This window comes from Caulobacter segnis, from assembly GCF_019931575.1.
Lineage (GTDB): Bacteria > Pseudomonadota > Alphaproteobacteria > Caulobacterales > Caulobacteraceae > Caulobacter > Caulobacter segnis_C.
The window spans coordinates 1959611-1985743 of the sequence record NZ_CP082923.1 but is presented as its reverse complement, the minus strand read 5'-3'; the positions used below and the strand labels follow the sequence as shown (position 1 = coordinate 1985743).

General features: G+C 68.0%; 22 protein-coding genes and 1 riboswitch. Of the genes, 11 read left to right on the top strand and 11 right to left on the bottom strand.

Annotation, left to right across the window (positions count from 1 at the left end):
• Nucleotides 1-55 precede the first annotated feature (55 nt).
• Nucleotides 56-916 carry an MBL fold metallo-hydrolase gene (locus K8940_RS09215; RefSeq protein ID WP_223394929.1) on the top strand — a complete coding sequence of 287 codons (861 nt, stop codon included), beginning with the start codon at nucleotides 56-58 and terminating at the stop codon, nucleotides 914-916.
• A gap of 123 nt (nucleotides 917-1039) precedes the next feature.
• Here K8940_RS09215 and K8940_RS09210 read toward each other — a convergent pair whose 3' ends face one another.
• The 3 genes from K8940_RS09210 to K8940_RS09200 form a co-directional block, all read right to left on the bottom strand.
• A complete protein-coding gene (locus tag K8940_RS09210) occupies nucleotides 1040-1975 on the bottom strand; it encodes an autotransporter outer membrane beta-barrel domain-containing protein (RefSeq protein ID WP_223394927.1) in 936 nt (311 codons plus the stop codon).
• Nucleotides 1976-2206: 231 nt separating this feature from the next.
• Nucleotides 2207-3757 carry an Ig domain-containing protein gene (locus tag K8940_RS09205; protein WP_223395806.1) on the bottom strand — a complete coding sequence of 517 codons (1551 nt, stop codon included), beginning with the start codon at nucleotides 3755-3757 and terminating at the stop codon, nucleotides 2207-2209.
• On the bottom strand, nucleotides 3639-4781 hold the full coding sequence (locus K8940_RS09200; protein WP_223394925.1) for an Ig domain-containing protein: 1143 nt from the start codon (nucleotides 4779-4781) through the stop codon (nucleotides 3639-3641). The genes K8940_RS09205 and K8940_RS09200 overlap by 119 nt, the downstream gene beginning before the upstream one ends.
• A gap of 446 nt (nucleotides 4782-5227) precedes the next feature.
• Between K8940_RS09200 and K8940_RS09195 the strand changes: the two genes are divergently transcribed.
• Together K8940_RS09195 and K8940_RS09190 are read left to right on the top strand one after the other, a co-directional pair.
• Entirely contained in the window at nucleotides 5228-6019 is a 792-nt protein-coding gene (locus tag K8940_RS09195) for a MipA/OmpV family protein (protein ID WP_223394924.1), read from the top strand.
• A gap of 5 nt (nucleotides 6020-6024) precedes the next feature.
• On the top strand, nucleotides 6025-6711 hold the full coding sequence (locus tag K8940_RS09190) for a response regulator transcription factor (RefSeq protein ID WP_223394922.1): 687 nt from the start codon (nucleotides 6025-6027) through the stop codon (nucleotides 6709-6711).
• Here K8940_RS09190 and K8940_RS09185 read toward each other — a convergent pair.
• The 3 genes from K8940_RS09185 to K8940_RS09175 are packed head-to-tail and all read right to left on the bottom strand — an operon-like array spanning nucleotide 6672 to nucleotide 9047.
• A complete protein-coding gene (locus K8940_RS09185; RefSeq protein ID WP_223394920.1) occupies nucleotides 6672-7772 on the bottom strand; it encodes an ATP-binding protein in 1101 nt (366 codons plus the stop codon). The genes K8940_RS09190 and K8940_RS09185 overlap by 40 nt on opposite strands.
• A 5-nt stretch (nucleotides 7773-7777) precedes the next feature.
• Nucleotides 7778-8239, bottom strand: coding sequence for an ABC transporter substrate-binding protein (locus K8940_RS09180; protein WP_223394918.1), 462 nt, complete (start codon nucleotides 8237-8239; stop codon nucleotides 7778-7780).
• A gap of 7 nt (nucleotides 8240-8246) precedes the next feature.
• Nucleotides 8247-9047, bottom strand: a complete 801-nt coding sequence (locus tag K8940_RS09175; protein WP_223394916.1) for a VacJ family lipoprotein — start codon at nucleotides 9045-9047, stop codon at nucleotides 8247-8249.
• 826 nt (nucleotides 9048-9873) lie between these two features.
• On the opposite strand from K8940_RS09175, the gene K8940_RS09170 reads away from it, so the two are divergent.
• Complete coding sequence (locus tag K8940_RS09170; RefSeq protein WP_223394914.1) at nucleotides 9874-11466, top strand: amidohydrolase; 1593 nt, start codon at nucleotides 9874-9876, stop codon at nucleotides 11464-11466.
• A gap of 60 nt (nucleotides 11467-11526) precedes the next feature.
• Here the strand turns inward: K8940_RS09170 and K8940_RS09165 are convergent, their stop codons facing one another.
• Nucleotides 11527-12081 carry an Lrp/AsnC family transcriptional regulator gene (locus K8940_RS09165; protein ID WP_223394912.1) on the bottom strand — a complete coding sequence of 185 codons (555 nt, stop codon included), beginning with the start codon at nucleotides 12079-12081 and terminating at the stop codon, nucleotides 11527-11529.
• Nucleotides 12082-12573: 492 nt separating this feature from the next.
• On the opposite strand from K8940_RS09165, the gene K8940_RS09160 reads away from it, so the two are divergent.
• The gene (locus tag K8940_RS09160; protein ID WP_223394910.1) at nucleotides 12574-15372 is read left to right on the top strand and encodes a TonB-dependent receptor plug domain-containing protein; all 2799 of its coding nucleotides are present in this window, start codon (nucleotides 12574-12576) and stop codon (nucleotides 15370-15372) included.
• 70 nt (nucleotides 15373-15442) lie between these two features.
• On the opposite strand, the gene K8940_RS09155 is transcribed toward K8940_RS09160, so the two are convergent.
• Complete coding sequence (locus K8940_RS09155) at nucleotides 15443-16114, bottom strand: isochorismatase family protein (protein ID WP_223394908.1); 672 nt, start codon at nucleotides 16112-16114, stop codon at nucleotides 15443-15445.
• 209 nt (nucleotides 16115-16323) lie between these two features.
• On the opposite strand from K8940_RS09155, the gene K8940_RS09150 reads away from it, so the two are divergent.
• From K8940_RS09150 to K8940_RS09140, 3 genes are read left to right on the top strand one after another with little or no spacing between them, the layout of a single operon-like run.
• Nucleotides 16324-17118: a DJ-1/PfpI family protein gene (locus K8940_RS09150; RefSeq protein ID WP_223394906.1), complete on the top strand. Its 795-nt coding sequence runs from the start codon at nucleotides 16324-16326 to the stop codon at nucleotides 17116-17118.
• 52 nt (nucleotides 17119-17170) lie between these two features.
• On the top strand, nucleotides 17171-17929 hold the full coding sequence (locus tag K8940_RS09145) for an alpha/beta hydrolase (RefSeq protein ID WP_223394904.1): 759 nt from the start codon (nucleotides 17171-17173) through the stop codon (nucleotides 17927-17929).
• A 49-nt stretch (nucleotides 17930-17978) separates the two neighbouring features.
• Nucleotides 17979-18947: an alpha/beta fold hydrolase gene (locus tag K8940_RS09140; protein ID WP_223394902.1), complete on the top strand. Its 969-nt coding sequence runs from the start codon at nucleotides 17979-17981 to the stop codon at nucleotides 18945-18947.
• Nucleotides 18948-19000: 53 nt separating this feature from the next.
• On the opposite strand, the gene K8940_RS09135 is transcribed toward K8940_RS09140, so the two are convergent.
• Nucleotides 19001-19594 carry a transcriptional regulator gene (locus tag K8940_RS09135; protein WP_223394900.1) on the bottom strand — a complete coding sequence of 198 codons (594 nt, stop codon included), beginning with the start codon at nucleotides 19592-19594 and terminating at the stop codon, nucleotides 19001-19003.
• 398 nt (nucleotides 19595-19992) lie between these two features.
• On the opposite strand from K8940_RS09135, the gene K8940_RS09130 reads away from it, so the two are divergent.
• Both K8940_RS09130 and K8940_RS09125 read left to right on the top strand, forming a co-directional pair.
• Nucleotides 19993-22446: a PAS domain S-box protein gene (locus K8940_RS09130; RefSeq protein ID WP_223394898.1), complete on the top strand. Its 2454-nt coding sequence runs from the start codon at nucleotides 19993-19995 to the stop codon at nucleotides 22444-22446.
• On the top strand, nucleotides 22430-23074 hold the full coding sequence (locus K8940_RS09125) for a response regulator transcription factor (RefSeq protein ID WP_223394896.1): 645 nt from the start codon (nucleotides 22430-22432) through the stop codon (nucleotides 23072-23074). The genes K8940_RS09130 and K8940_RS09125 overlap by 17 nt, the downstream gene beginning before the upstream one ends.
• Nucleotides 23075-23112: 38 nt before the next feature.
• On the opposite strand, the gene K8940_RS09120 is transcribed toward K8940_RS09125, so the two are convergent.
• Both K8940_RS09120 and K8940_RS09115 read right to left on the bottom strand, forming a co-directional pair.
• Nucleotides 23113-24084, bottom strand: a complete 972-nt coding sequence (locus K8940_RS09120) for a proline iminopeptidase-family hydrolase (RefSeq protein ID WP_223394894.1) — start codon at nucleotides 24082-24084, stop codon at nucleotides 23113-23115.
• Nucleotides 24085-24173: 89 nt separating this feature from the next.
• Nucleotides 24174-24548 carry a helix-turn-helix domain-containing protein gene (locus K8940_RS09115; RefSeq protein ID WP_223394892.1) on the bottom strand — a complete coding sequence of 125 codons (375 nt, stop codon included), beginning with the start codon at nucleotides 24546-24548 and terminating at the stop codon, nucleotides 24174-24176.
• Between the two features lie 140 nt (nucleotides 24549-24688).
• Nucleotides 24689-24908: riboswitch (cobalamin riboswitch) on the top strand.
• A 178-nt stretch (nucleotides 24909-25086) separates the two neighbouring features.
• On the opposite strand from K8940_RS09115, the gene K8940_RS09110 reads away from it, so the two are divergent.
• Nucleotides 25087-26133 carry a HoxN/HupN/NixA family nickel/cobalt transporter gene (locus K8940_RS09110; protein ID WP_223394890.1) on the top strand — a complete coding sequence of 349 codons (1047 nt, stop codon included), beginning with the start codon at nucleotides 25087-25089 and terminating at the stop codon, nucleotides 26131-26133.

Sequence of the window (26133 nt, the reverse complement as noted above, 5' to 3'; positions counted from 1 at the left end):
GATCTAATTTAGCAAGATCTAATATAAATGATCTCGCCAATCGGAGGCTCCGGCCATGCGACCCGACGTTCAAGCGTTTTTCGATCCCGCCACCTTCACCGCCAGCTATATCGTCGCCGATCCGCTCACCCACGCGGCCGCGATCATCGATCCGGTGCTGGATTTCGAGCCCAAGGCCGGGAAGCTCTCGACCCGTTCCGCCGACGCCATGCTGGAGGCCGTTCGGGCGCGAGGACTGAAACTGGCCTATGTGCTGGAGACCCACGCCCATGCCGACCACCTGTCGGCCGCCGACTACATCCGCCGCGAGACCGGCGCCAAGGTGGTTATCGGCGCCCGGATCGTCGAGGTGCAGAAGACCTTCATCCCCGTGTTCGAGGCCGACGTCGCCGACGACGGCTCGGTCTTCGACGTGTTGATGAACGAAGGTGACGTCCTGGCGCTGGGCGCTTTGACGATCGGCGCGATACATACGCCCGGACACACGCCCGCCTGCCTGACCTACCGGATCGACGACGCGGCCTTCGTGGGCGACACGATCTTCATGCCCGACTACGGCACCGCCCGCGCCGACTTTCCCGGCGGCGACGCGCGGACCCTCTATCGCTCGATCCGCAAGGTGCTGTCCCTGCCGCCGGAAACCCGCGTCTTCGTCGGACACGACTACCTGCCCGAAGGCCGGTCGGATCACAGATGGGAGACGACCATCGCCGACGAGCGAGCCCACAACATCCATGTGCGAGACGGCCAAGACGAAGACGCCTTTGTCGCCATGCGGACGGCGCGGGACGCGACCCTTTCCGCTCCGACCCTGATTCTGCCGTCGCTGCAGGTGAACATCCGGGCCGGAGCCTTGCCGGAACCCACGGCGGCGGGACATGTATTTCTACGATTGCCGGTGTCCAGGGCGGCATAGCGAGTGGAAACACCCGGCGCGGTCGCGCCAAAGCGCCGACATTGGGGGCTGCGCGGAACCAGACACTGGCTTGCGGTGAGAGGACCGGCCCGGAACCGCGCGAACGATCCCGGGCCGGCATCCTCAGAACCGCTTGGCCGCCCCTACCCGCGCCGTGGCCGACGACTGACGCTTGGCCAGCTCCACGCCCAGGTCGAGATCCAGCGACCAGCCGTTCTGGAAGCCGAAGCCACCACCGACGCCCAAGGTCACCCGATCCGTGGCCCAGGCGTCGCCCACCAGTTGGTAGGAGGCTCCGTCAAGCCAGTCGGCGTAGCGGATCCGCTGGGGGTCTACGGCGGCGAACTCGTGCGAATACTCGACCCGCACGCGCGGCGTTACCCGCACCTCGCCAGCCTCGCGGTCGAACTGGATGCGGCCGCCGATGACGCCGACCAGCGAGTTCAGCCGGCGCTTGTCGTAGGCCAGGGCATAGGTGTCCGAACCATGCTCGGCGTAGGCGCCCAGCGTGGCGTCCAGCGCCTTGGCGCGCAGATAGAGAGACCATGTCGCACGGCGCGCCGCGCCGTCGTAGCCGGCCGTCAGCGAGCCGAACCGCAGTGAGGCGTCGCGCTGGCCGCTGACCAGCTCGCTGCTCGCCGCGGTCGTGCGACGCGTGTCGAAGGTCAGCCGGCCCACGCCCGCCACGGCGTCGACGAAGACGCCAGAGGCCGGGTGGACGCTGGCATAGGTCGCCGCCGTCCAACCGTCGGCGTCCACGCGGCCCTTCCCGTCCGCCAACTTGGTGACGTCGGACGCGTAGCCGCCACCCGCGCCGACCGTGATCGCCTGGGACAAGCGTACGTCGGCGCCGCCGCTGACGCCCGAGGTCTGGACGGTCAGCTTGGCCAGGCGGGTGTCGGCGTCGCGACGACCGACCGTGATCGCCCCGCCCGTCCAAAGCTCGACCTTGCCGATCGGACGTTGGGCGAGGGCCGCGCCAGGCTTGGCGGCGACGGCCGCGGTCTGTTCGCGGCAGGTCCGCTCCTCTTCCGGCGTACGCGCGCAGGCGGCAGTCATCGGCCTGGCCAACGCCGGAGGTGAGGTTCAGGCCGAAACCGTCCCCCGTCCGGCCGCCATGCAGGCTTTCCAGGCGGCGTCCGAAGTTGTCGAGCTGCGAGCCGGCGAAGCGTCGGGCCGTCTCGGTCTGGGCGTCGTTGATCGCCCGCACCGTGGCGTCCGTGGTCGGGTCCTCGCGAGCCTCGATCGTGAGGATGACGGTCAGCGGATCCGAGACGCCCGAACTGTTGGTCAGCGTGTAGGTGAAGGTGACCTCGCCGGTGTAGGCGCCCTTCGAGGTGAACTCCAGCGCATAGGTGCGAGCGGTCGCCGAGCCGCTTCGATCAGGCGCGCCGCGCCGATCGAGGCCGCCGGCGTCGAGACCAGGGCCGCGCCCAGGAACGGACCGTCGGTGGCCGCAGCGGTCAGATCCACCGTGACCTTGCGGCCGCCCAGAGCCTTGACCTTCAGGACGGGCGCGGTCGGAGTCGACTTGATCACCTCGATATTGACCGTGGCGGGCGCGGAGACGCCGCCGGGGCCGATGGCCACGAAGGTGAAGCTGTCACGGCCCACATAGCCTTTGTCGGCGGTGTAGACGGCGGTCACCGCCGGAGCGGCCGGCGCGGCGGCGGCGCACAGGCGCTCGGCGGTCGCGCGCGCGGCGACGAGGGCGCCGGTGCGAATGAGCTCGACCCTGCCGTGCTTGGACTGGGTGGCGATCTGGACGTCGGTGACCACGCCCTTGACCAGGCTGGCCAGGTTGAAATTGACCTTGTCCACGACCACGGCGGCGTCGCCGGCGGCACCCGTCCCGCCGCCGGTCGGGCCGGTGGTGTCCAGCGTCGTGGGCGGCGGGGGTTCGGCCGTCGGCGGCGGGGGCGGCAGCACGTTCAGCTTGACCGAGGCCGTGCGGGACTGGCCCCACGCGCCCTTGATCGCGAAGCCGAAGCCGTCCGCGCCGATATAGCCGGTGTTGGGCGTGTATTCGACGATCGGTCCGACCTGCGAGAGCTTGCCGTTGGCCGGACTGGATTGAAGCTCCAGCGCATCGCCCGCGCTCAGGGTCGCCAGCGTGATCGTCGTGGCGGTATTGTAGGGCACGTCGACCGACTGGTCGCTGGCGGTGATGGCCGCCGTGACCACGACGGTCAGGGTCTGGGTCGCGGAGACGCCGTTGGCGTCCGTCACCTGGACCGTGACGCTGTACGAACCTGCCGCCGTCGGCGTCCCCGTCACCGCGCCGCCGGCGTTCAGCGTCAGGCCGGGCGGCAGCCCGCTCGCCGAGAAGCTGTACGGCGCCCGGCCGCCGTTCACGCCGAGACTCCCGGCATAGGACTGGCCGATGATCGCCGGACCGAGGTCGGCCGCAGCCGCCAGCTCCGCCGCGATCGCACCGCTGTAGGCCTGGGTCGCCGTGACGCCGTTGTTGTCCGTGGCCCGCACCGTGAAGCCGTAGCCCCCGGCCACCGTCGGCGTTCCCGTGATCGCGCCCGTGGACGTGTTCAGCAACAGCCCCGTCGGCAGACTTCCAGCCGAAACGGCGAAGCTCACCGGCGCCGCCCCGCCCGAAGTCGAGATCGTCTGGCTGTAGGCGGCGTTCAGCACCGGCGTCGGCAAGGCAGCCGTCGTGATCGAGAGGCCGCTGGCGATCGCGCCGCTATAGGCCTGGGTGGCGGTGATGCTATTGGCGTCGGTGGCGCGGATCGTGAAGCTGTACGCGCCGGACGCAGAGGGCGTGCCGTTGATCGCACCCGTCGAAGCGTTCAGCGACAACCCTGCCGGCAGGCCGCCCGCCGAGATCGCGAAGGTCACCGGAGCCGCGCCGCCCGAGGTCGCCACCGTCTGGCTGTAGGCCTGGGTTCAACACCGGCGTCGTCAGGGTCGTGGGCGTGACCGCCAGCGCCGCGGCGATCGTGCCGCTGTAGCCGCGCGTGTTGCTTTGGCTGCCGGAGTCCGTGGCGCGGATCGTGAAGCTGCAGGCGCCCGCCGCGGTCGGCGTGCCGCTGATCGCGCCGGTCGAGGTGTTCAGCGACAGGCCCGTCGGCAGCGAGCCCGCGCTCACCGCGAAGGTGTAGGGTGAGGTCCCGCCGCTGCCGGAGATCGTCTGGCTGTAGGCGACGCCGAGGACCGGGGTCGGGAGGCTGCTGGGGCTGACCACCACCGAGGACGCCGCCGCCACCGCCAAGGTGTACTGCGTGTAGCCCGTGTTGCCCGCCGAGTCGGCCGACTGGATCTGGAAGTCGAAACTGCCCGCCGCGCTGGGCGTGCCGCTGAGCGTGCCCGACGAGCTCAGGCTGAGGCCGGTCGGCAGAGATCCCGTGGCCACGGAATAGGTGTAGGGCGCTGAACCGCCCGAAGCGCTGATCGTGGCGGAATAGTATTGCCCCACTTGCGGGGTCGAGCCGCCCGAGCTGATCGAGCCGCCGGTCAAGGCGCAGCCGCTGGCCGGCCCCGCCGTCATGTTGATCGAAACCGACTGGTTGCTGGTGAAGTCGGCGGAGTTGCCGTCATTGCTCGTCACCCGCACCGCCACGTTGTAGCTGCCGTTGGTGCTGACGCAATTGACCCCGGTGACCAAACCGGAGCTGGACATGGTGAAGGCTGCGGGCAACGCGCCGGACAGGATCGTGAACGTGTAAGGCGCCGTCCTGCCGCTGGGCGACAGCTGATAAGAGTACTGCACGCCTCGTTGGGCCTGCGGCATGTTGATGTCCAGCGAGATGCCGTTCACCGTCTTGGTCACCGCCAAGGCCGGTCCCGCCACCAAAGTCGCGACGATGACGGCCACCATGGCCCATGCGCGCGCGATCGGTCGCCAGGTCATCGGAGCGACGGATCGGCAAACGCGGGAGATGAAAAACGGAATGGTCATGGATGGGCCTGGCTGTGCGCTCTGCGCGCGCAGCCATCGGCCTCGACCTTTAATTTGGGCATTACCAAAACCGCGTTCGGCGAGCGGCAAACGCCCCACCATAGGCAGTCCTCGATTTGAGCACTCAGCTAGAAGTCGACGAGAACCAAGCGTTTGCGACGCATCTACGGCGCTCGCGGGCAGACTGGCGCATACCGTCGCACCCTTCGATGTCACGCCAGAAGCTGACCGTGCTCGCCTCCGGAAAGCAGTCGCTCAGAAACCTCGGCTGATGCAGCCCCGTGGCTGCAAACCTGGCCTTTGGCGCGGGCTTGGCGACATCCCCGAAAGGTCCGCGCAAGCTTGGCCCCGCATAGGCCGGCCACCGCGCTGACGCGGTTTTGCCGGACCCGAGTAAAATGAAGTTCCCCCTCCTGACCCTGTGCTTGATCGTTCCCGTGGTTGGCGGCGGCGCCGCGCGCGCCCAGGACGGCGACGGCCTGCGCTTGTCGCTGGGCGCGGCCGGCGTCTATCGCCCCGAGTTCAAGGGCTCCAAGGACTACGAGTTCAAACCCCTGCCCTTCGTGGGCCTGCGCTACGGCCGAGGCGACTATTACGTGGCCCTGGAGGGCGGCGCGCTGCGGGCCAACGTACTGCCCGGCGGCTTCATGGAGTTTGGTCCCGTGCTGGCCTACGAGCGCGGCCGCAAGGATGACATCAAGAACCTCGCGGTGCGGCGGCTGGGCGAGATCGACGCCGCCGTCAACGCCGGGGTCTTCGCGCGCAAGCGCTTCGGCGTCGCCGGCGGGACTCTGGGGATCCAAGCGGAGGCGCTGACCGATACCGGCAAGGTCCACAAGGGCGTGTTCGCCACGGTCGGCCTCGACTATGACCGCACGCTGAACGACCGTTGGAGCGTGGGCGCCGATCTGTCGACCACCTGGGCGGACCGAAAGTACATGCAGACCTACTACGGCGTCTCGGGGGCCGGCGCCCTGGCCAGCGGCCTCTCGCCCTATGTCGCCAAGGCGGGGATCGAGAAGGTCGAGGTCGGGGCCAGCCTGCGCTACCGGATCAGCGATCGCTGGAGCGCCCTGGCGCACGGGAGCTACGGCCGTCTCGTTGACAGCGCGGCCGACAGTTCCATAGTCGTGCGCGAAGGCTCCGCGAACCAAGGTCAGGTCGTCTTCGCCCTGTTCTACAGCTTCTGACGGCCATGCGCGCCCTGCTGATCGAGGACAATGTGCGGCTTGGCGAGGCGACCGCCCGGTCGCTGGCCAAGGCCGGCTTCACCGTCGACCTTTTCGACACCGTCGAGGACGGATGGCACGCTTGGCGCAGCGTGACCTATGACGTGGTGATCCTCGATATCATGCTGGGTGGCGAAAGCGGCCTGGACCTGCTGGCCCGGGCGCGCGCCGCCGCGCTGCGCACGCCGGTCCTCATGCTGACCGCGCTGGGCAGTGTCGACCAGCGCGTGCAGGGCCTGGAGCGCGGCGCCGACGACTATCTGATCAAGCCCTTCGCCATCGAGGAACTGGTGGCGCGCCTGCGGGCGCTGGGACGTCGGCCGGCCCTGACCGCCGACGTCCTGCGCTACGGCGATCTCGAATACGATCAAAACGCGCGCGAGATCAGCGTCCGCGAGGCGCGGCTGCCCCTGTCGCGCGGCGAGAGCATCGTGCTGGAGCGCTTCCTGCGCCATCCCGACCGGGTCGTGACCAAGACCCAGTTGGGCGACAGCCTGCACAGCCTGGACCAGGACTACACCGACAACTCCATCCAGGTGCACGTCCATCGGGTGCGCCGGAAAATGGCCGAGTTGGGCGCGGACGTGACGATCCGCGCGCTTCGCGGGCTGGGCTACATGGCGGTCAGGCTGGGCGGCGGCGCGCCCGACTGACCGCGCCTTGCCCCGGACGGCTGGAAGTCGAGTTCGAAGCACGCGCCGCGATCGGCGGGCGCCAGCCGGGCGACACCGCCGTGCCGCTCCATGATCTGGCGCACGATCGACAGGCCCAGGCCCGCGCCCGAGCCGCGTGGATCGCCGCGACTGAAGCGCTCGAACACGCGGTCCCGGATCGTCGTCGGGACGCCGGGACCATCGTCGCTGACGCGGACCACGCCCTCGGCGTCGACACTGACCAGGATCTCCGCGCCCGGCGAGGTATGGCGGACGGCGTTCTCGAGCAGATTGCGCAGCGCCGTCTCCACCAGTCCGGCCTGGCCGTCGACCGTGAACGTCTCGACCGTGCTGTCGAAGCCGACGCCGCGCCCACTGGAGAGGATGAAGCCGGCCATGTCGCCGGTCACGTCGCGCGACAGGGCGACGAGGTCGAAGCGCGCGCTGACGCCCCCGGCGCCGCCCTCGGCCTCGGCCAGGGACAGCAGTTGGGCGATCAGCCGCCCCAGGCGCTCGAACTCCTCGCTGGCCGCCTGGCGCTCGCTGGGCTCCAGCAGGCTTTCGACCTGGGCGCGCAGCGTCGCGATCGGCGTGCGCAGCTCGTGGGCGGCGTTGGCGGAGAAGTCCCGCTGGGCGCGCAGGCCGATCTCCAGGCGATCCAGCGCGGCGTTGAACGCCTCGACCAGCGGCGCGATCTCGCGCGGCGCGGCCTCGGCCGGCAGCCTGGCCTCGATCGTGGCGGGCGCGATATCGCCCGCCAGATGGGAAAGACGGCGCAGCGGCCGAAGGCCGATGTGCAGGGTCGCATAGACGCCCCCCATCATCAGAACCAGGAGCAGCAAGATCTCCGGCGTCGCGTCACTGAACTGAGCCGCGATCCACGCCGGACGCAGGCGTACTAGAATCGGCACGGCGCGCTCCTCGGGATCCTCGCCGTGTACGGCCGCGAACACGATGGTCGTGGTCACGGCGAACAGCACCAGGGGGACCAGCATCCGCATCAGCGACGGCCCGCCCCGTCTGCGCGTCAGCCGCGCCAGCAGCGCGCGGATCCTCGTCATGTCCTTCATTCGCGACGTCGTCCCGCCAGCGTCGACCGCCGTTCGCCGGACAGCCAGACTCCGCAACACTCTACGTCGATCAGCCGCCATTCGCCCGCCGATCTCGCGACGCGCCAGGACATCTGGATCGGCGCGAAGGCTCGGTCGTCCCGGATCGAGATCATGACGATCACCTCGTCGGGGCGTCGGCTGGTTGAGCCCAGCAGCGTCATGCCGTCGACGGGTCCGGGCCACAGGCGCCCGTCATAGGCGCGCGCGATGGGCGCGTCCGTCAGGCGGCCGACGGCCGAGGCGAAGGCCGCAGCTCGCCGGGACGTGGTCAGGGTCGCGTCTCCCACGATGCGCAGGAGCTCCCGCACGGCGTCGGTGACGAACGCCTCGGCGCCAGGATGGCCGGCCACGACCGCCCCCGGCGAGGAGGTCGCGCACTCCATCAGGACGCGCCAGGGACTGAAGCGATAGGCCATGCCGCGATCACGGCTCGATCGTGGCCGCGTCGAAGTCGGGCAAGACCTGGACCCCGCCCCTGGCCTGGCGGACCAGATCGGCGCGGTTCTGCAGATAGGCCGACTGCATCATGGCGTAGGGATCGGCCGCGTCGTCGAGGGCGCGAAAGAAGCCGTCGGCGTTCGCGCGCCCGTCCAGGACCGTGGCGGTCGAGCGGATCGAGCCGAACATCGTCGCCCCCCCGGCGGTCGCCATGGCGACGGGATCGGTCATCATGTCCACCAGCCGGCCGGCGCCGTCCCGCAAGGTGGCGGGGCCCATCAGCGGCAGCACGATGTAGCGCCCGGGCCTTGCGCCATAGCGGCCCAGGGTCTGGCCGAAATCGCCCTTATGACCTTCCAGGCCCAGCTTGCCGCCGACGTCGAACAGTCCAAGGCCGCCGGCCGTGGTGTTGATCACGAAGCGCGACGCCGTCACGCCGGCCGCGCGGGGCCGTCCCTGGGCCAGGTCGTTGATCGCCGTGCGCGGCTCGGCGAGGTTGGCCACGAACGACGAGACCCGACCGCGTACGACGCGCGGCGTCACCTTCATGTAACCGCGCGCCATCGGTCCGATCAGGAACCGGTCGAAACCGCGATTGAACTTGAAGGCCCCGCGGTTGAAGCCCTCCCAGGGGTCGTTTGGCGCGGCCAGATCGGGCGACGGCGTCTCCGACGGGGAGGCTTCGACATCCGGAAGCGTCTGGGCTCGCGCGGCGTGAGGCGGGGCGCAGAAGAGGGCCAGACCGGCGAGCAGCCCGAGACGGGCGGGGATTGAGGACGGGTGCATTGCGATGGGCTCCACGAGAACGCCTATCGCCTATGCGCGGCCCGGCTTGCGCGAAGCTTTCGGCCGGCTCGAGAAGGCGCCTCACGCTCTAGCGCGCGGGCGTCAGGTAGATCGGGTTGCCGATCAGCAGCAATCGCCCCGCCCCGCCGGATCGACGCCCGCGACGGTCGCGTTCGACAGCCCCTCGGCATGGATCACGGTCGCCGGACGCCCGATGGCCGAGGGCTTCTCGTGCGGGATGCCGACGTCGTTGTTATCGCTGCCGCCGATGGCGGTGATCTTGCGGCCCAGGTTCAGTTGCGCCTCCCAGAAGGGTGCCGGCTAGGCAGCTCGACTCTGGTTCGATCGAAGTCTGGTCGCCGGCGCAAAGCCAAGGTCGGCTCCATCCGCGACGCGGCTCGGGCGCGAAAGCTGTGAAGCCTTGATCCGGACGCGACACCCTCCGGCTTACAGGCGTCCGGATGCCCCCGAGCGGCGGATCAGATCATCAAAGCAGCAGCCAGGCGCCGCGATCTTAGGAAATCGCTTGGAGATCGCTCACTTGCGGAAGCTCGGAGCTTTTTCGCGCAATCCCATTTACTAGCGATGAATATCATGAGGATCATGAGTCATCGCGCATGTTTTCATCGCGATATTTAAGTATCGAGCCGGAAAGCGACAATGAAATACTCCATTGCGCCGTGAGGGTGCGGCTCGAGGCGAATTTGTGGGGACTTGGACCGGCTCAGGTCGGCCCGAGGGTTGGCGTGAGTTCCAGGCGCTGCCGGGGTCACGCGGGGTTGCTTCCGCCCCGGAGGGGGCGGGCGTCATAACAGTGGGGACTGGGATGAAGATCACGAAGACAAAGACACTGACCGCCATGCTGCTGGCGGGCGCCATGATGGCGCCGCCGGCCCTGGCGCATGCCGAGACCACAGCGGCCATGAAGACCGCGGCGATCGCGGGCGTCGATGCGCGGACCAAGCTGAACCAGCAGATGATCGACCAGGTGTTCAGCTATGCCGAGCCCGGCTTCCAGGAGTTCCGCACCTCGGAATATCTGACCGGCATCCTCGAGAAGAACGGCTTCAAGATCACGCGCGGCGTCGCGGGCATTCCCACGGCCTGGACGGCCACCTGGGGAACGGGCGGGCCGCTGGTGGCGCTGGGCAGCGACATCGACGACCTGCTGGGCCTCTCGCAATATCCCGGCGTCGCCGAGATCAAGCCGATGGTCGAGGGCGCGCCGGGCCACGGCGAGGGCCACAATTCGGGCATGCCCATGATGATCGTCGCGGCCCTGGCGGCCAAGGACGTCATGGAGAAGAACCACATTCCGGGCCGGCTGATGCTGTGGCCGGGCGTCGCCGAGGAACTGCTGGCCGCCAAGGCCTACTACGTGCGCGCCGGGGTGTTCGACGGCGTCGACGCCTCGATCTTCGCCCACGTCAGCAAGGACTTCAGCACCGGCTGGGGACCGGGCGGCAACAACGGCATGGTCTCGGTGGAATATACGTTCAAGGGCAAGACCGCGCACGCCGCCGGCCAGCCCTGGGACGGCCTCTCCGCCCTCGACGGCGTCGAGGTGATGGACATGGCCTGGAACATGCGTCGCGAGCACCTGCCGCTGACCCAGCGTTCGCACTACGTGATCACCAACGGCGGCGGCCAGCCCAACATCGTCCCCGGCGTCGCGACGGTCTGGTACTATTTCCGCGAAAACACCTTCGACTCGATCCGCAATCTCTACGAGCTGGGCAACACCATCTCGAAGGCGGCGGCCATGGCCACGGGCACCACGGTCGAGCATCGCGTGCTGGGCTACGCCGCGCCCAACTACAGCAACAAGCCGCTGGCCGAGGCCGCCTACGCCAACATCAAGGCCATCGGCATGCCGAAGTGGACCGCCGACGACCAGGCCTTCGCCAAGTCGGTGCAGGTCGCGCAGAAGTTCAAGCTGCAGCCGCTGGCCACCGAGGTCGCGCCGCTATCGACGCCGGACAGCCGCGGCGTCTCGATGGGCGGCGGCTCGGACGATATCGGCGACGTGATGTGGACGGTGCCGACGATCACCATCCGCTATCCCTCGAACATCCCCGGCGCCATCGGCCACAACGTGACCTCGGCCATGGCGATGGCGACGCCGATCGCCCACAAGGGGGCCGAGGTCGGCGCCAAGGCCGTGGCCTTGACCGTCCTGGACCTGATGACGACGCCGAAGCTAGTCGCCGACGCCAAGGCCTACTTCCAGAACGTCCAGCTAAAGGACACCAAGTACGATCCGGTGCTGACCAAGGACGACAAGCCGGCGATCTGGCTGAACGAGGACATCATGTTCAAGATGCGGCCGAAGATGGAGCCGTTCTACTACGACTCCAGCAAGTACGGCACCTACCTGGAGCAGCTGGGCGTCAAATACCCGAATGGACTTGCGAAATAAGGGATGAAGTCTTCACCCGCCCTTGAGCGGGCGCGTCATCGGAAGCGTTCGGGAAGGAAGCTAGCGCCTTCCCGAATGACCTCCGGCGGGGGGAGAAGAAGGCGGTTCGTTCCGACGCGCCTTGGCCTTTTCCTGGAAGACGATCGGCGGCGTGCCGCGCCGGGCGACCTCGCGCATCACGAAGCTGCTGCGGATCTTGGCGACGTGCGGCAAGGTCGAGAGTTCGCTGCGGTAGACGCGATCGTAGTCCTCGAAAGACTCCACGTTGAGCATGATCAGGAAATCGGTGTCTCCTGAGACGAAGCCGCAATAGGAAACCGACGGACACTTGACGACTTCGCGCTCGAATTCATTCAAGGCCCGTTCGGCCTGAGAACTGAGCTCGATCGCGACAAAGACCACCACGCTGTAGCCGAGCATCGGCATGTTCAGATTGGCGGAATAGCTCAACACGGCCTGGCGCTCCTCCAGGCTCTTGCGTCGCCGGGCCACGGCGGTGCTGGAGAGGTTGATCTGCTCCCCTAGCCAGACATCCGAAGCCCTTCCGTCGACGCAAAGCTCCTTCAAGATCTGATAATCAATGCTATCGAGGTCGAGATGTTCGGATTTCGACATTGATATTGCAGCTCCATGCATAATTCGGCGGCACGAAGATATTTCAAGCGCCGAAAAATCGCTTTTTGCAAGTAACCATGCGCGACCGAGATAGTCTTTCTGCATCGCGACCAAGCAAGCGATGCGGATTCCCGGGATGGCGTCTCCGGCGATCGCTCGCGCATAGGCGCTGTTCCTTACTACGCCCCTTCAAGAGGGCGGTCCATGGGGGAGGCTCGCCAGGGTTCGCCACGATGAGTGAATTTCGTGGCGATAGGCGGGTGAAGATCGCGAAGCCATAGATCGGATATCACAAGCATATCCGGTCAATTCGCCACCAATACATCCAATATAATGCGCAATTTTCTCAGGAAATTGGCGCGAAAACTTCGATCTAATCTTGTGAGCGAACCGCATGTTTCTGAGTTGTCGCGAGGGGTCGCGACGACGTGCTTTCAAACTTTATCGGGGGATAAGATGAAGCTTACAAACAGTATGTCGTCGGCGCCGAGCATGCGCCGTTACGTGCTCGCGACCGCCAGCGTGGCGGCCTTGCTGGTCTCGGGACAGGCCGCGCGGGCGCAATCCGCCCCGGTCGCGGCTGCGGCGACCGAGCCGGAAATCGTCGAGGCGGTCGTGGTCACCGGGTCCCGTGTCGCGCGAGACGGGTTCGACGCGCCGACTCCCGTGAACGTCCTGGGCCTGGAGGAGATCAAGGCGTCCGCTCCCGCCAACATCGCCGACTTCGTCAATACGCTGCCGTCCGTGGCGGGCAGCTCGACCGCCGCCAACTCCTCCGGCGCGCTCAGCAACGGCGCGGCCGGCATCAGCGCCCTGAACCTGCGCTCGCTGGGCACGGGCCGCACCCTGGTCCTGTTCGACGGCCAGCGCTCGGTAGTCTCGGCCGCGACCGGCCAGGTCGACACCAACACCTTCCCGCAGTCGCTGATCTCACGCGTGGAGGTCGTGACCGGCGGCGCCTCCTCGGCCTACGGCTCGGACGCCGTCGGCGGCGTGGTCAACTTCATCCTCGACAAGGACTACACCGGCATCAAGTCGTCCGTGGAATATGGCGAGACGACCTATGGCGACGGCGAGAACTGGAAATACAACATCACCGCCGGCGGCGGCTTCGCCGACGGCAAGGGCCACCTCCTGGCCAGCGCCGAATGGTTCCACCAGGAAGGCGTCCACACGATCGACCGCGACTGGAACAGGACCGGCTACTTCGCGATCCGCAACCCGGACACCTCGGCGACCGCGCCCTACTACATCGTCGCCAACCACGTCGGCATCTCGACCTATACCCCGGGCGGCCTGATCACCGCTGGCCCGCTGAAGGGCACCTATTTCGGGGTCAACGGCGCTGTGAACCAGCTGGCCTATGGCGCGGTGTCGGGGCAGTGGATGGTCGGCGGCGACTGGGACTATTCGTCGTCGGGCATGGTGGGCACCAACACCCTGATCCCGGACGAGGACCGCAGCAGCTACTTCGGCCGGGCCAGCTATGAGCTGACCCCGAACATCGAAGTCTTCGGCCAGGCCTCCTACGCCAAGTACGAAGGGCTCAGCTACTACATCTCGCCGACCCAGACGGGCATCACGATCCGGTCCGACAACGCCTTCCTGCCGTCCTCGGTCAAGACGCAGATGACCGCGCTGGGCCTGACGTCCTTCACCATGGGCACCAGCAACATCGACATGCCGGCCTCGGGCAGCGCCATGGAGCGCGAGACAGAGCGCTACGTGGTCGGCGGCAAGGGCGACTTCGAGGCCTTCGGCCTGGGTGTCGACTGGGACGCCTACTACCAGCACGGCAAGACCAAGACCCACGAGCAGCTGACCCCGACCTGGAACACCGCGCGCCTGACCCTGGCGACGGACGCGGTGCTCTACAACGGCCAGATTGTCTGCCGCTCGACCATCACCGACCCGACCAACGGCTGCGTGCCGCTGAACCGCTTCGGCCAGGGCGTGGCCAGCAAGGCGGCCCTGGCCTATGTGCTGGGCACGCCCTATCGCGACCAGCACTTCACGCAGGACGTCGCGGCCTTCAACCTGCGCACCAACGACATCAAGGGTTGGGCGGGCCCGATCTCGCTGGCGACCGGCGCGGAATACCGCAAGGAGAAGATGGGCGGCTTCGTCGAGGCCCAGTACCAGAGCAGCGGCTGGAAGTACGGCAACTTCCGCGCCACCAGCGGCAAGTACAACGTGGCCGAGGCCTATGCCGAAGCCGTCGTGCCGCTGTTCAAGGGCGCGGACTTCAACGGCGCCTTCCGCATCACCGACTACAGCACCTCGGGCACGGTCAAGACGTGGAAGGCCGGCGTGACCTATGCGCCGATCCAGGACATCAAGCTCCGGGGCTCGGCCTCGCGCGACATCCGGGCCGCCAACATGAGCGAGCTCTATGACGCCGGCACCGCCCGCTCCAACTCGGTGAACATCAATGGCGTCTCGACCGCCTTCGTGCAGAACCTGCAGGGCAACCCGGACGTGAAGCCCGAGATCGCCGACGGCTACGGCATCGGCGTGGTGCTGTCGCCGCGCTTCCTGCCGGGCGTGCAGGCCTCGGTCGACTACTACGACATCTCGGTCAAGGGCGTGATCAGCTTCGTCACCGCCCAGCAGGTGGCCGACTACTGCTACATCCAGAAGGTCACGTCGTACTGCGGCAATCTGAAGTTCAGCAATGGCGTGCTCAGCACCATCGACCTCTACTACGCCAACCTCAACAAGATGACGGCCAAGGGCCTGGACGTCGAGGTCTCGTACCGGACCGACTTGAACGACCTGGTCTCTTGGGGCGCGGGCCAGCTGGTCCTGCGCGGCATGTTCACCCACTATATCGAGAACATCACGGACGATGGCGTCACCCACATCGACCTGGCCGGAGCCAACACCGGCAGCACACCGGACTGGGTCTATCGCCTGAGCGCCAACTACGACATCGACAACTGGGCCTTCAACCTGACCGCTCGCGGCGTCAGCTCGGGCGTGGTCAGCAACGCCTATACCGAGTGCCAAAGCGCCTGCCCGGCCAGCGTCGCGCCGTACTACACCATCAACGACAACAGCGTTAAGGGCGCGATCTACTTCGACCTTTCCACCACCTACAAGTTCAAGGTGGCGGATGTCGGGGGCGAGGCCTTCCTGTCGATCAAGAACCTCATGAACAAGGATCCCGTCCTCGTCGCCAACCCGGGCAACCTCGGCGCCGAGAACACCGTGGGCTATCCGCAGACCAACCGGAGCCTCTACGACACCGTGGGCCGCACCTTCCGCGTCGGCCTGCGGTTCGACTTCTAAGGCGCGTCCGGGTCAGGCCGTCCCACGCTGCGGCGCGAGACGGCCTGGTCCAGCGGCGGCGAGGAGCAGCCTACCTCGCCGCCTCCTGGGCCTTCTGGAAGCTTTCCATCACCGCGGCGTAGTTGGGCGCGACCAGCGCGTAGAGCTGGGCCAGGTCTGCGGCCTCGGGGCGCGCCCAGGTGCGGTGCAGCTCGCTGAGCACCGCATTGGTCGAGACGGGCTTGACCCCGCCCTGGACGAAGCGCGCCAGGCTGGTGCGCGACGCCATCTCGCTGGGGTCTCCCGAGGCGTCGATGACCGCATAGACCTCGTAGCCGGCCGCCCGCGCGTCGAGCGCCGGGAACATCACGCAGACACTGGTCCAGACGCCGGCCATGACCAGGGTCTTGCGTCCCGTGACCCGCACCTGGGCGACGAAGTCGTCATTGTCCCAGGCATTCACCTCGCCCTTCCGGGGGACATGGACGGCGTGCGGGGCGAACCGGCGGATCTCGGGCATCAGCGGACCGTTCGGCCCGGCGGGCTCGGACGCCGTGGTGATCACCGGGACGCCGAGCAGCGTCGCCAGCTTGGCCAGCATCTCCACGTTCCGCCGCAGGTCGGCCACGGCGATGTCCTTGACGGTCTGGAACAGGCCCGCCTGGTGATCGAGCAGCAGGATCACCGTGTCGGCGGGATCCATCAGGGCCGCCCCGCCCCCGGTGGGCAGGACGCTGGATTTGGTGTTCGGCGACTTCGTCATGCGCTCGGGCTCCCTCAGCGAACCGCGCGTCGATCCGCGTCGGCGAGGGAAGGCTCCAGCGCTCCGGCGGTCGGGGCCAGTAAGTTGCGGTGAATTCCGGTAGCGCCGCCTTCACCACGTTTCACCAGTCCTAACCCCCGTCGCTCGCCCTTCAGGACTAGACCTTGAGCCGTCGCCGCCCTCGAGACGAGGCCGCAACGGAGGACGTGATGAGCAAGGGAAAAGTGCTGATCCTCGGGTCCAACGCGACCCGGATCGAAACCCGGGGTGGCCGCTGGGGCGCCACCGGTCAATATCTCAACGAGACGGTCGTGCCGGCGATGGCCCTGATCGAGGCGGGCTACGAGGTGGTCCTGGTCACGCCGAACGGCGAGAAGCCAGTCATCGACACGGCCTCGGACGCGCCGGAGCATTTCGGCGGCGACGCGGCCGCCCACGCCCGGGCCCGGGACTTCTACGCCTACGATCCGTCGATGCGGGCGCGCACCCTGCGCTCGGTCATCGCCGAAGGCCTGGACAACTACGCCGGCGTGTTCGCGCCGGGCGGCCAGGCGCCGATCGTGGACCTGATGCAGGACCAGGAGGTCGGCGACATTCTCCGCCACTTCCACGCCAAGGCCAAACCGACCGCCCTGCTCTGCCACGGACCGATCTCGTCGGTCGCGGCGATGCCCTACGCGCGGGAGTTCCGCGCCGCCCTGATCGCCGGCGACGCCGCCAAGGCGGCGGAATGGGCCGAGGGGTGGCCGTACGCCGGCTACCGAATGACGGTGTTCTCGGCCACCGAGGAGAAGGTCATCGAGGACAACATCCTGCACGCCAGGATCTATTTCGACATGCCCTTCGCCCTGACCACGGCGGGCGCTCAGGTGGCGACCACCGCGACGGACTTCGAGCCGTTCGTGGTCGAGGACCGCGAGTTGATCACCGGCCAGAACCCGCGCTCGGACCATCCCATAGCGGCCGCCCTGATCGCGGCGCTGGACCGGGCGCGCGGCGCCTGACGCCGCGCCGACGGTCCGTCACCCGATAACCAGACACTCCCGGAGCAAAACGATGAAACGCGCCCTTTTCGGACTGGTCGCCACGCTGCTCACCACCACCGCCGCCCAGGCCGCGCCTCCCGCCGAGAAGGCGGTGTCGATCGTCCTCGTGCATGGCGCCTTCGTCGACGCCTCGGGGTGGCAGCCGGTCTACAACCTGCTGTTGAAGGACGGCTACGAGGTCCTGGTCGTCCAGAACCCGACCATCACCCTGCGGGACGACGTCGCCGCCACCCGGCAGGCCGTCGCCAAGGCCCGGCATCCGGTCATCCTGGTCGGCCACTCGTACGGCGGGGCGGTGATCACCGAGGCCGGCGACGACCCCAAGGTCAAGAGCCTGGTCTACCTGGCCGCCTTCGCGCCGGAGGTCGGCGAGTCCGTCTTCCAGCTCGCCACCGCGCCGACGCCCGATCCCGAGCCGTCACCCCTGCTGCCGCCCGAAGACGGCTTCATCCGGGTCGACCCGGTGAAGTTCCCCACCGCCTTCGCCGCCGACGTGGATCCCGCCATCACCCGGTTCATGGCCGCCGCGCAGGTTCCCTGGGGGCTCGACGCCGTCCAGACCAAGATCGCCACCGCGGCTTGGAAGACCAAGCCCGTCTACTTCCTCCTGACGACGCAGGACCACATGGTCGCGCCGGCGACCCAGCGTGCGATGGCCCTGAGGGCCAAGGCGACCCTGGTGGAAGCCCAGAGCAGCCACGCGGTGATGCTGTCGCATCCGAAGGTCGTCGTCGACTTCATCACGCGCGCGGCCGGCGAAGCCAAGTAGCCGCGCCGCCAGCGTCCCCCCTTCTTCCTCTTCCCTCTCGGAGACCGTGATGAATCGACTGATCCTGTCCTTGGCGATCGCCGCCGCCGGCCTTTCGGCCGCGCCCCTGGCGTCCGCCGCGCCCGCGCCTCCCGCCGCCATCACGCGGCCGGCGCCACCCGTCATCCACTATCGAACGGCGACCATCGACGGCGTGAACATCTTCTACCGCGAGGCGGGGCCCGCCGACGGGCCGGTGGTCCTGCTGCTGCACGGCTTTCCGACCTCGTCGCACATGTTCCGCAACCTGATCCCGCTGCTGGCCGACAAGTACCGGGTCATCGCGCCGGACTATGTGGGCTATGGCCAGAGCGACGCGCCGGACCACACCCGGTTCGCCTACACCTTCGCCCGCCAGACCGACATCGTCGACAAGCTGGTGACCCAGCTGGGCGCCAAGCGCTACGCCCTCTACGTCATGGATTACGGCGCCCCGATCGGCTACCGCCTGGCCCTGAAGCATCCCGAACGCGTCAGCGGCCTGATCATCCAGAACGGCAACGCCTATGAGGAGGGCCTGAAGGAGTTCTGGGATCCGATCAAGGTCTACTGGGCCGACCGCTCGCAGAAGAACCGCGACGCGTTGAACTTCCTGGTCACGCCGGACATCACCAAGTTCCAGTACACCGACGGCATGGGCGACGTGGCGCGCATCAGCCCCGACAACTGGGTCCACGACCAGGCGCTGCTCGACCGCCCGGGCAACCGCGACATCCAGCTGGACATGCTCGGGGACTACCGGACCAACGTGCCCCTGTACCCGCAATTCCAGGCCTTCTTCCGCGAGCGCCAGCCGCCGACGCTGATCGTCTGGGGCAAGAACGACAAGATCTTCCCCGAGGCCGGCGCCCATCCGTATCTGCGCGACCTGCCGAAGGCCGAGATGCACATCCTCGACAGCGGCCACTTCGCGCTCGAGGATCGGCTGGACGTGATGGCCCCGCTGATCCGCGACTTCCTCGACCGCAGCCTCAAATAGCGCCGCCAAGGTCGCGTCCCGGGCCTGGTCCAGCGTGGCCAGGCCCAAGCGGTTCATAATCGCGTGAGCACCGCGCGAAGCCAGGCCTCGTCCCGGCCATCCAGCTCGACCAGCAGGACCCGGCGCGGCCTGCCCGCCGGACGATCCCCGTCCAGCTCGGCCGCACCGAGATCGGAGCGGCTTCCCGGCCCGACCCACACCATGACGCCTTCAAGCCGCAGCATGATCGCCCCGTCGATCGCGACCGCGTTCCCGCCGGCCTCGAAGATTTCGCCTTCCCGCGAGGTCGTATCAGCCGCGACGGGAGGGCCCGCCCGCGCAGGTTCGGTCATCTCCACGGGCGCGATGAACCGATAGCCTCGTCCGCTGACGGTCGCGATGTACCGGGCGTCGCCCGCGTCGTCGTCGAGCGCCCGTCGCAGGGCCGCGATATTGACCTTCAGATTGCTCTCATCGACCGTCGTCGCCGGCCAGGCGCGGGCGATCAGGTCGCGTTTGGCCACCAGCTCGCCCGGACGCTCGACGAGCGCCCTCAGCAAGTCCAGCGCGCGGCTGCCGATGCGAACCGGCACGCCTTCTCGCAAAAGCAGCTGGCGTTGCGGGATCAGCAGAAACGCCCCGAAGGCGAAGGTCCGTGCGTCAAGCATTCACGCCCCCACCTCGCGCCGCGACTTGCGTCGTCAATTGATGATCAAAATTATCCCATCGACCTTTATTTCTACAATTCTCATATGGTCGCTCGACTATTGTACGAACGTCGCGCGCCGCTCGACCTTCGTCGATTTCGGACGCGCGCTTCCGGGTTCGCTCCGCCCCAAGACGCGGATCCGCCCGCGCGCCCTCCAGGATCTGGATCACGCTCCCGACAAGGCCTGGTCCTTCGCCCGCTCCGTCTCGATCGCCTAGCCAATGGTCGTGCGCCGATCGACCTTAGTTCAGGTGGATGCGGCCCTTCGCGCGCGCTAGACTCAGCGCGCGTCGCGCCGTGATCGGAATGGGCGTGATCGACAAAGGGCTTCTTGTGGAAGCGCATCCTCCGCACGCCATGCCGGACATCGCCCCTCGGCCGGAAGAAGACCGCGAACCATCGCGGCTTCACGACGACATCGAACACCTCAACGGCCTGCCCGCGGCCTGGCTGGGCCTGGATCCGACGTCGATCGCCGAGAGCGTCCTGGAAACGCTGCGCGACATGCTCGCGCTGGACTTCGTCGGACTGCGTTTCAACGACACCACGCACGTCTTCCTGCGTGTCGGCCAGGATTTCGGCGAGGCCCACTCGCGGGAAACCATCGTGGGGGCGGTCGACGACTGGCTCGAGGAGGCCCCGTCACTCGAACCAGCTCTGATGTCGATCGGCCGGGACATCGTGCGCGTGGTCCAGCGGCCGCTGGGCGGCATTTCCAGCATGGGGCTGATCGTGGCCGGCTCGCGGCGGCCCGACTTTCCACGGCGCACCGAGCAGTTGAAACTGGACGTCGCCGCGGCCCAGGCCAGCCTGGCCTGCCGCGAGGTCCGCGAACTCAGCGATCGCCGCCCGCCCGCCGACCCGCGCGAGGAACGGCCGACGGGAGAGACGCTGGTCGAAAGCGAATGGCGGCTGAACCTCACCATCAACACGATGCCGGCCATGGCGTGGTCGACGACGCCGGACGGGCTGATCGACTTCTGCAACCGGCATTTCCTCGACTATGTCGGCTACACGCACGAGGAGCTCAGCGGTCAAGGCTTCTGGCCGATCTTCCACCCGGACGACACGGCCCACCTGCTCGCCTCCTGGCAGGAGATCATGGCGTCGAAGCGCCCGCGCGAGGTCGAGGGCCGGATCCGGCGCGCCGACGGCGAGTACCGGTGGTTCATGATGCGGCAGAACCCGCTGCTCGACGACGAGGGCGCCGTGATCAAGTGGTACGGCGTCGGCTCGGACATCGAGGACCGCAAGCGCGCCGAGACCGCGTTGAAGGAGACCGAGTCCGCCCTGCTGGCCAGCGAGCAGAACCTCAGCCTGATCATCAACTCGCTGCCGGTCCTTGTGTGGTCGGCCCGCCCGGACGGGACGGCCGATTTCGTGAATGAGCGCTGGATCGAATACGCCGGCGTGCCCGCCGAGCAGATCCTGGAATGGGGTTTCCTCGAGCTCTATCACCCCGACGACGTCGCCGGCATGCTCGAGACTTGGCAGCAGGACATCGAGAAGGGCGAGAGCACCGTCCTCAAGGGGCGCATCCTGGGCGCGGACGGCCAGTATCGCTGGTTTCTCTTCGCCGGCCGCAAGCTGACCGATGCGAATGGCGTGGTCCGCTGGTTCGGCTGCAATGTCGACATCGAGGACCTGCAGCGCGCCGAGAACGCGCTCAAGAGCAGCGAGGCCGCGCTCCGGGAAAGCGAGCGCCGTCTCCAGCACGCCATCAACGCCATTCCCGGCCTGGTCTGGTCGGCGGACGCCGACGGAACCGTCACGTTCCTGAGCCAGCAGTACCTCAACTATATCGGCCTCAGCGAGGCGGAGGCCCTGGGTCGCGATGGCTGGGCCTCGGCCGCCCACGCCGACGACTTCGCCCCCCTGTTCGACGCCTGGAACGGCGCGCTCGCGTCCGGTCGCGCCACCGAGTGCGAGGCGCGGATGCGGGGCGCGGACGGCGAGTATCGGTGGTTCCTGTTCCGGGCCAGCCCGTTCCACGACGACGCCGGACATCTCACCCAGTGGTTCGGGGTCAATATCGACATCGACGACCGCAAACGCGCTGAAGAGAACTTCCGCCAGAGCCAGAGCGACCTGGCCCACGTGGCGCGCATGACGACGATGGGCGAACTGGCGGTCTCCATCGCCCACGAGGTCAACCAGCCGCTGATGGCGATCGTCACCAACGCCGGCGCCTGCCTGCGCTGGTTGGACGACGCCCAATCCAACGTCGCCATGGCGCGGGAGGCGGCCGAGCGCATCATCCGGGACGGCCACCGGGCGGGAGACATCGTCACCAGCCTTCGCGCCCTGGCCCGCAAGTCCGCGCCCCGGATGGAGCGGATGGGCCTGGAACAGGTCATCCAGGACGTGCTCGACCTACTCAGGGGCGAGCTCCAGCGGCGCGGCGTCACCTGCAAGACCGAGTTCTCGCGCCCCGCCCCCACGATCCTCGGCGACAGCACGCAACTGCAGCAGGTCGTGCTGAACCTGATCATGAACGGGATCGAGGCGATGGCCCGCGTCGACGGCGGCCAGCGTCGCCTGACCATCCGCACGGAGGCCCGCGAAGGGGCCGCCCGGGTGTGCGTCCTGGACACCGGCCCGGGGCTGAGCCCAGAGCACAGGGACCGGATGTTCGAGGCCTTCTTCAGCACCAAGCCCGAAGGGATCGGCATGGGACTGTCGATCTGCCGGTCGATCATCGAGGCCCACGGCGGACGGATCTGGGCCGCCAACGCCACACCGCGCGGCGGTGTCTTCAGTTTCACCCTACCCCTGGCGGAAGGAGACGGCCTCGATGTCCGTTCGCGTTGAGAATGGCGGGCCGGTCGTCGTCGTGATCGACGATGACGAGAGCGTGCGCGAGGCCCTGCGCGGCCTGTTCCAGTCCGTCGGCCTGGTCACCGAGATCTACGGGTCCGTGCAGGACTATCTGGACGCCGACCAGTTGGACCGCGCGGGCTGCATCGTGCTCGACATCCGCCTGCCGGGCATCAGCGGCCTGGAGTTCCAGGAGGCGCTGGCCCGGAGCGAGATAGCCCAGTCCGTCGTCCTGATCAGCGCCCATGTCGACGTGCAGATGGCCGTCCGCGCCATGAAGGCCGGCGCGGTCGACGTTCTGACCAAGCCCGTGCGCGAGCAAGACCTGCTGGAAGCTGTCAATCGGGCCCTGGCCAAGGACCGGCAGCGACGACGCGAGGCCGAGCGCGACCTGACGCTGCGCGCCCGTTACGCCACCCTGTCGGAGCGCGAGCGCCAGGTGTTCGCCCTGGTGTCGGCCGGCCTGCTCAACAAGCAGATCGCCGACCGGGTCAATGTCACCGAAGCGACCGTCAAGCTGCACCGCAGCCAGGTCATGCGGAAGATGGAGGCCGAGTCCCTGCCCGACCTGGTGAGGATGGCCGACCGCCTCGCGAAGTCGGAGGCCTCCCAGGACCCCTAGGCGGCGAGATCGCCCCGCCGCCCAGTCATCGCGTGTCGTCAGGCCTCGTTTAGGAAGGTCCGCACCAGGTCGTTGTAGCGCGCGGGCTGCTCGACCATCGTCAGGTGCGAAGCGCCGGTCATGACCGCCAGCCGCGCCGGACCCGCGACGCCGTCGCGAAGGGTCTGGTGGCAGTCCAGGGTGATCTCGTCGAACTCGCCGGTGGTGATCAGGGTCTTCTGGGTGATCGCCTTCAGGTCCTTGCGCCGGTCCCAGTCCTTGATCGCGCCGACGATGGTGAACTCGTTGGGGCCGTTCAGCACTCGATAGGCGATCGACTTCGCCAGGGCGTCGAACGACACCAGGGCGTCCGGCGTCGGCGGGACCCGCAGCAGGAAGTTGTCGTAGAAGGTTTGGACCAGCTGGGCGTACTCCGGCGTCCCCGTCTTGCCCGCCTTCTCGAGGCCATGGATCTTGGCGGCGTAGCCGTCCGGCAGCGAGGCGAACAGGCGCTCGAACCCGGCCATGGTCTGGGGGATGCTGGCCATGGCGCCGCTGAGGACCAGCCGCTCGACGCCCTTCCCCCGCCCCTGGCACAGATACTCAACCGCCAGCAGCGCGCCCCACGAATGGCCCAGCAGCACGACCCGATCCAGGCCCAGCGCCGATCGCACGGCATCAACCTCGTTGACCGAGCGCTGGATCGTGTAGATCGCCTCGTCGGTCGGCGCGTCGGCCTTACCGCAGCCCAGCTGATCGTAGAAAATGACCGGGCGCTCATCGGCCAGGGCCTGCAGCGACAGCAGATAGTTGTGCGCCGCGCCGGGACCCCCGTGCAGGGTCAGCAGCGGCGTCTTGCCGCCCGAGCCGAACTTGCGCCAATAGATCCTGCCGCCCGGGACGGCGGCGTAACCCTCGGTCTGGGAAACCTCGGCGAACGCCCGGCTCACCGCTCCGGCGAACCCCAGACCAGCGCCCGCCAGTCCTGCTCCGGCCTTCAACGCCCCACGACGCGTCCAGCTTGCGGTCATGTTCTTACTCCTGAGGTCACTTCGACGCTTTTCGCGCGGAAGGCGATCTATCGCGCTCGGCATCGCACAACGAGAGACGGGACGGAAACTCAATGTTTCCGCCAGCGCGCCTCGGACGCCGAAAGCAGCGCCTCGCGGCGCCATTGCGCGGGCGTCGATCCGGTCAGGGCGCTGAAGGTCCGCGTGAAGTGGGCCTGGTCGGCGAAGCCGCAGGCCAGGGCGATGTGGCTGAGGCTGAGCGGACTGGTCATCATCAGCCTTTGCGCGCGCTCGACGCGCATGCGCGCGATGAACTTGGCGAAGGTGACGCCGAAGCACTGGCGAAAGCGCCGGGAAAAGTAGCTCGGGCTCAGACGCGCCTGCTCGGCGACGGACGCCATCCTGATCCGCCCGTCCAGGCGGTCATCGAGATAGCCGCGAACCCGCTTGATCTGCCATGGCAGCAACCCGCCCAACTCCTGCATGCGCCTTCTCCACCGATAGATCCTTCGGCGGGAAGCTTAGGAGGAAGGCGCGCCGCCCCCGCGTTAAGCGGGGTTAAAGCCGGTGAAACCTTGGCGCCTGGCGGCATTTGGCCTATGGCCGTTATCGGCGGTGGAGCTTCCATCGCCGTGATCGCGCCGGTGCTCCGAGAGGAGCTTAATCGGGAATGCGGTGCGGGGGCCTGGCCTCCAAATCCGCGGCTGTCCCTGCAACTGTAAGCGGATAGCGCGACGCACTCGGTCCCCGGAGGGCCAGCCACTGGGCTTCGTCGAAGCCTGGGAAGGCGTGCGAAGCGCGACGACCCGCGAGCCAGGAGACCTGCCGGCGTCGGGTCGCTCTTGCCCTGGCCCAGGGGATGGCCGCGGCACGGTACTCCGTCTGAGCGACGAACGAGCGGCGAAGGGCCGCTCCGATGTCCGGCGCGCGCCGTCCAGCGCCCGCGCCGCCGGCTGTCGGCCGTCGCGCGTCCGCGCGGCGGAGGCCCCTTGTCCTGTCGTCCGGGCGCTGACGGGGAATGGGATGCCCGAGCTGATTTCGCGCGCCGCCGTGCGCGGCCGCCTGATCGGTGTCTACGGCCTGCTGGTCGCCGCCAATGTCGGCGCCTGGCTGTGGGCGCTGGCGCTGCTGCACGACAAGCCGATGCTGCTGGGAACGGCGCTGCTGGCCTACAGCTTCGGCCTGCGCCACGCGGTGGACGCCGACCACATCGCCGCGATCGACAACGTCACGCGCAAGCTGATGCAGGACGGCCAGCGCCCCGTCGGCGTCGGCTTCTTCTTCGCCCTGGGCCACTCGGCCGTGGTGGTCGTCGCCGCGATCCTGATCGCCCTGGCCGCCGGCGCGCTATCCGAGATCGAGGCCTTCAAGGGCGTCGGCGGCGTGGTCGCCACCTGCATCTCGGCGGTCTTCCTGTTCGGCATCGCCGCGATCAACCTCGTCATCCTGCGCGGCGTCTGGAAGGCCTTCACCCAGGCGCGACGGACGGGGGCCTATGTCGAGGAGGACCTGGACCTGCTGCTGGCCGACCGGGGGCTGATCTCGCGCCTGGTGCGGCCGCTGTTCAGGATCATCACCAGGAGCTGGCACATGGCCCCGCTGGGCTTCCTGTTCGGCCTCGGCTTCGACACCGCCACCGAGGTCAGCCTGCTGGGCCTGGCGGCCGGTCAAGCGTCGGACGGCCTGTCGCTGGGAGTCGTGATGGTGTTCCCGGCCCTGTTCGCGGCGGGCATGGCGCTGGTCGACACCACCGACGGGGTGATGATGCTGGGCGCTTACGAGTGGGCCTTCGTCAAGCCGATGCGCAAGCTGTACTACAACCTGGTGATCACTCTGATCTCGGTGGTCATCGCCGTGGTCATCGGCACGGTCCAGACCCTGGCCCTGCTGTCCGAGAAGCTGGCCCTGACCGGCGGCCTGTGGGACGTGGCCGGCGCGATCTCCGAGCACATGGGCCTCCTGGGCTACATCGTCATCGGCGTGTTCGCGCTGGCCTGGCTGGGTTCGTTCGTCATCTATCGCTGGCGGGGCTTCGACGACCTGGAAGTGCGGGCCACGCCCAGACCCTGA

Excerpts from the sequence above, each read along its gene's own strand:
- K8940_RS09215 (WP_223394929.1), top strand. The coding sequence starts at position 56 with ATGCGACCCGACGTTCAAGCGTTTTTCGATCCCGCCACCTTCACCGCC.
- K8940_RS09210 (WP_223394927.1), bottom strand. The coding sequence starts at position 1,975 with ATGACTGCCGCCTGCGCGCGTACGCCGGAAGAGGAGCGGACCTGCCGC.
- K8940_RS09200 (WP_223394925.1), bottom strand. The coding sequence starts at position 4,781 with ATGACCTGGCGACCGATCGCGCGCGCATGGGCCATGGTGGCCGTCATC.
- K8940_RS09195 (WP_223394924.1), top strand. The coding sequence starts at position 5,228 with ATGAAGTTCCCCCTCCTGACCCTGTGCTTGATCGTTCCCGTGGTTGGC.
- K8940_RS09190 (WP_223394922.1), top strand. The coding sequence starts at position 6,025 with ATGCGCGCCCTGCTGATCGAGGACAATGTGCGGCTTGGCGAGGCGACC.
- K8940_RS09185 (WP_223394920.1), bottom strand. The coding sequence starts at position 7,772 with ATGACGAGGATCCGCGCGCTGCTGGCGCGGCTGACGCGCAGACGGGGC.
- K8940_RS09180 (WP_223394918.1), bottom strand. The coding sequence starts at position 8,239 with ATGGCCTATCGCTTCAGTCCCTGGCGCGTCCTGATGGAGTGCGCGACC.
- K8940_RS09175 (WP_223394916.1), bottom strand. The coding sequence starts at position 9,047 with ATGCACCCGTCCTCAATCCCCGCCCGTCTCGGGCTGCTCGCCGGTCTG.
- K8940_RS09170 (WP_223394914.1), top strand. The coding sequence starts at position 9,874 with ATGAAGATCACGAAGACAAAGACACTGACCGCCATGCTGCTGGCGGGC.
- K8940_RS09165 (WP_223394912.1), bottom strand. The coding sequence starts at position 12,081 with ATGTCGAAATCCGAACATCTCGACCTCGATAGCATTGATTATCAGATC.
- K8940_RS09160 (WP_223394910.1), top strand. The coding sequence starts at position 12,574 with ATGCGCCGTTACGTGCTCGCGACCGCCAGCGTGGCGGCCTTGCTGGTC.
- K8940_RS09155 (WP_223394908.1), bottom strand. The coding sequence starts at position 16,114 with ATGACGAAGTCGCCGAACACCAAATCCAGCGTCCTGCCCACCGGGGGC.
- K8940_RS09150 (WP_223394906.1), top strand. The coding sequence starts at position 16,324 with ATGAGCAAGGGAAAAGTGCTGATCCTCGGGTCCAACGCGACCCGGATC.
- K8940_RS09145 (WP_223394904.1), top strand. The coding sequence starts at position 17,171 with ATGAAACGCGCCCTTTTCGGACTGGTCGCCACGCTGCTCACCACCACC.
- K8940_RS09140 (WP_223394902.1), top strand. The coding sequence starts at position 17,979 with ATGAATCGACTGATCCTGTCCTTGGCGATCGCCGCCGCCGGCCTTTCG.
- K8940_RS09135 (WP_223394900.1), bottom strand. The coding sequence starts at position 19,594 with ATGCTTGACGCACGGACCTTCGCCTTCGGGGCGTTTCTGCTGATCCCG.
- K8940_RS09130 (WP_223394898.1), top strand. The coding sequence starts at position 19,993 with ATGCCGGACATCGCCCCTCGGCCGGAAGAAGACCGCGAACCATCGCGG.
- K8940_RS09125 (WP_223394896.1), top strand. The coding sequence starts at position 22,430 with ATGTCCGTTCGCGTTGAGAATGGCGGGCCGGTCGTCGTCGTGATCGAC.
- K8940_RS09120 (WP_223394894.1), bottom strand. The coding sequence starts at position 24,084 with ATGACCGCAAGCTGGACGCGTCGTGGGGCGTTGAAGGCCGGAGCAGGA.
- K8940_RS09115 (WP_223394892.1), bottom strand. The coding sequence starts at position 24,548 with ATGCAGGAGTTGGGCGGGTTGCTGCCATGGCAGATCAAGCGGGTTCGC.
- K8940_RS09110 (WP_223394890.1), top strand. The coding sequence starts at position 25,087 with ATGCCCGAGCTGATTTCGCGCGCCGCCGTGCGCGGCCGCCTGATCGGT.